Annotated in this window: 4 protein-coding genes; 1 reads left to right on the forward strand and 3 read right to left on the reverse strand. The window is 74.1% G+C overall.

Features of this window, described 5'->3' with window-relative positions:
- Positions 1-49 precede the first annotated feature (49 nt).
- Complete coding sequence (locus E1293_RS45710; protein WP_132206213.1) at positions 50-715, forward strand: response regulator; 666 nt, start codon at positions 50-52, stop codon at positions 713-715.
- On the opposite strand, the gene E1293_RS45715 is transcribed toward E1293_RS45710, so the two are convergent.
- From E1293_RS45715 to E1293_RS45725, 3 genes are all read right to left on the reverse strand, one after another.
- Positions 664-1,656: an ABC transporter ATP-binding protein gene (locus E1293_RS45715; protein ID WP_243717543.1), complete on the reverse strand. Its 993-nt coding sequence runs from the start codon at positions 1,654-1,656 to the stop codon at positions 664-666. The two genes, E1293_RS45710 and E1293_RS45715, sit on opposite strands and share 52 nt — an antisense overlap.
- Positions 1,656-2,441, reverse strand: a complete 786-nt coding sequence (locus tag E1293_RS45720) for an ABC transporter permease (protein ID WP_132206217.1) — start codon at positions 2,439-2,441, stop codon at positions 1,656-1,658. Before E1293_RS45720 ends, E1293_RS45715 begins: the two co-directional genes overlap by 1 nt.
- 61 nt (positions 2,442-2,502) lie before the next feature.
- Positions 2,503-3,291, reverse strand: coding sequence for an ABC transporter permease (locus E1293_RS45725; protein ID WP_207939511.1), 789 nt, complete (start codon positions 3,289-3,291; stop codon positions 2,503-2,505).
- Positions 3,292-3,364: the final 73 nt, after the last annotated feature.

The following is a 3,364-nucleotide window of genomic DNA, read 5'->3' on the forward strand; positions in this document are numbered from 1 at the left end:
GAACGGGGCGGTGCGGTGAACGGGGCGGTGCGGTGAGGGGGGCGGTGCGGTGATCGACGTGCTCGTGGTGGACGACGACTTCCGGGTGGCGCAGGTCCACGCCGGGTTCGTGGCGGCGCTGCGCGGCTTCACCGTCGCCGGCCTCGCCCATACCGCGGAGCGGGCCAGATCCATGGCCGCCGACCTGGAGCCCGCGCTCGTCCTCCTGGACGTCTACCTGCCGGACGAGAGCGGCCTCAGCCTCCTGCCCGAGCTGGACGCCGACGTCATCATGGCGACGGCGGCCGCCGACCCGGGCGTGGTCCGGGAGGCGCTGCGGCACGGCGCCCTGCACTACCTGATCAAGCCGTTCACCGCCGCCGCGCTGAACGAGCGGCTCACCGCCTACGCCCGGTACAGGGAGGCGCTGTCCGTCGAGAACGACCTGTCGCAGGCCGCCCTGGACGGCGCCGTCCGCGCCCTCTACGCGCCGCTGCACGGCCAGCCGCCCGCGCCCAAGGGCCAGTCGCCGGTGACCACGCGGCTGGTCAGCGACGCGCTGCGGCGGGCGGACGAGCCCCGCTCCGCCGCCGAGATCGCCGACCAGGTCGGCATCTCCCGCGCCACCGCCCAGCGCTACCTCGCCGCCCTCGCCCAGGCCGGGCGGGTCGTGGTGACGCTCCGCTACGGCGCCACCGGGCGCCCCGAGCACCAGTACGCGTGGTCGCCCCGGTAGAGCCCCGCCAGCACCTCCTCGATCCCGGCCTCCCGCAGGGAGATGTCGCGGATCTCGTGGTCGCGGGCCAGCGCGGCGACGACCGCCGCCGCGTTCGCCGTGCGCGGCAGCCGCAGCCACTGCCGCGGGCCCTCCACGCGCTCGGCCTCGACCCCGTCCAGGACGATCGGCGGCGCGGGCCGCGCCAGCTCGACCACGAGCAGCCGGTCGGCGTCCACGGTGCGGCGCAGCTCGTCCAGCCCGCCGTCGTAGGCGAGCCGGCCGTGGTCGATGATGAGCACCCGGCGGCAGAGCCGCTCGATGTCGCCGAGGTCGTGCGTGGTCAGCAGGACCGTGGTGCCGCGCTCGGCGTTGACGCGTTCCAGGAAGTCGCGGACGGTCGCCTTGCTCATCACGTCCAGGCCGATCGTCGGCTCGTCCAGGACGAGCAGCTCCGGGTCGTGCAGCAGCGCCGCCGCGAGGTCGCCGCGCATCCGCTGGCCGAGGCTCAGCTGCCGGACGGGCGTGTCGAGGAACGGCTCCAGTTCGAGCAGCGCCGTCAGCTCGGCCAGCCGCTCCCGGTGCGCCCCCGCCTCGACCCGGTAGAGCCGCCGGACGAGGGCGAGGCTGTCGCGCAGCGGCAGGTCCCACCACAGGGTCGTCCGCTGCCCGAACACGACCCCGAGCCTGCGCGCGAGCGTCGTGCGGCGCCGCGACGGGTCCAGCCCGCACACCCGCAGCGTGCCGGACGACGCGGTGAGGATCCCGGTCAGCATCTTGATCGTCGTGGACTTCCCCGCGCCGTTCGGGCCGAGGTACCCGACGAACTCGCCCGGCTCGACGGTGAACGACACGCCGTCCACCGCGCGCACGGGCGTCCGCGTCCGCCGCAGGACGCCCGACCGCGCCCGCACGGTGAAGGTCTTGACGACGTCCCCGGCCTCGATCATCGGCACCGGCATCAGCTCCCTGTCGATCGGTAGTGCCGCAGCCCCGCCCGCCACGCCAGCGCCGCCGCCCCGCACAGCAGGACCGCGACCGCCGGGGAGGCGAACCGCACCGCCTGCGGCAGCCCGAGCGGGTCCGGGCGGTCCAGGACGTACAGCGCGGGCTGCCAGTTGACGAACGCCAGCGGGACGGCGAACGTCACCCCCCGGACGAAGTCGCGCGCGAACACGGTCATCGGGTACTGGGTGAGGAACGCGCCCCCGTAGGTCAGCGACTTGGTCGCCCCGTGGCTGTCGAGCAGCACGAACTGCACCGCGCCCGTCAGCACCCACAGCCCGCCGAAGATCGCCGTCCCGGACAGCACCATGACCGGGATCATCGCCGCCCGGCCCGGCGTCCATGCCGCGTCCACCGTGTTCAGCGCGTACCCGAGCACCAGGACCGCCGGGACGAGCTTGCCGAGGCGCCGGGGCGTGAACCCCTCCGTCGCGATCTGGACGAGCGGGCTCACCGGGCGTACCAGCATCGCGTCCAGCGACCCCTCCCGGACGTGGTGCCCGAGCCGCTCGGTCGTGCCGAGGACGATGTCGGAGAGCGCGAAGGACAGGGCCGACGTGCCGTAGAGGAAGAGCACCTCGGACGCGCCGAACCCGGCGATCCGCGGCGCCTGCGAGAACAGCACCAGGATCGCCGCCGCGTCCAGGACGGAGACGACCGCGGTGGCGACGGCCAGCAGCACCATGGACACCGGGTACTGCGCCGCCGCCCGGATCCACGTCCAGGCGAGCAGCCCGTACATGCGCACCGTTCCCATCACCGTGCCCACGACCGTGCCCATCACCGTGCCCGTCACCGGGGACTCAGCCACCGTGGACCACCAGCCTCCGGCGCGCCGCCCGCGTCATCAGCCCGCCGGCGCCGAGCAGCACGGCCGCCCAGCCCGCCTGGAACGCCAGCGCGCCCGCGACCCCCGCCCCGCTGTACCGGCCGAGGAACACGTCCGCCGGAACCTGGATCTGCGCCGACCACGGCAGCGCCCGCGCGACGCCGCCGAGCCACCCGGGGAACACGACCAGCGGCAGGATCATCCCGGAGAAGAACAGCGACATCACGAGCGTGACGGCATTGAGGCCCCGGTCGTCGTGCAGCCAGAACATCCCCATCGCCACCAGGTACCGCAGCGCGAAGCCGACCACCGCGGCGAGGAGCAGCGCCACCGCGAACGCCGTCAGGTTCGGCGGCGACGGCCACCGGAACGGGAACACCAGGGCGCCGGCCAGCAGCGGCGGCCCGGCGCGCAGCACCAGTGAGCCGGCGGCGCGGCCGAGGTCGTCGGCGAGCCACCAGCCCTGCAGCCCGACCGGCCGGTACAGGTCGATCGCGACGTCGCCGTTGCGGATGCGCTCGGTGAGCTCCATCCCGCCGAAGATCTGCACCGGCCCGATCAGCGCCTGGGTGATGAAGCAGAAGGTCACGGCGTCGGCGGCCGCGTACCCGCCGAGGGAGGGCCGGACGTCCCACAGCGCCAGCAGGACGTAGGCGCGCATGAAGCCGAACACGGTGTTGGTCAGGGACTCGGTCAGCGAGCCGAGCGGATACGCGGTGTGGCGGCGGAAGCCGTACCACCAGACCCACGGAAGAACCCCCACTTGCCGGGAGCCTAGCCAGGAGAACCGCGTCCGACCACGTAATTTCGCACAGAAGCGGGCCTCCGGCGGATCG

It is taken from the genome of Actinomadura darangshiensis (assembly GCF_004349235.1).
GTDB classification, from domain to species: domain Bacteria; phylum Actinomycetota; class Actinomycetes; order Streptosporangiales; family Streptosporangiaceae; genus Spirillospora; species Spirillospora darangshiensis.

Coding starts and splice junctions, on each gene's coding strand:
- E1293_RS45715 (WP_243717543.1), bottom strand. CDS start 1,656: ATGCCGGTGCCGATGATCGAGGCCGGGGACGTCGTCAAGACCTTCACC.
- E1293_RS45720 (WP_132206217.1), bottom strand. CDS start 2,441: ATGTACGGGCTGCTCGCCTGGACGTGGATCCGGGCGGCGGCGCAGTAC.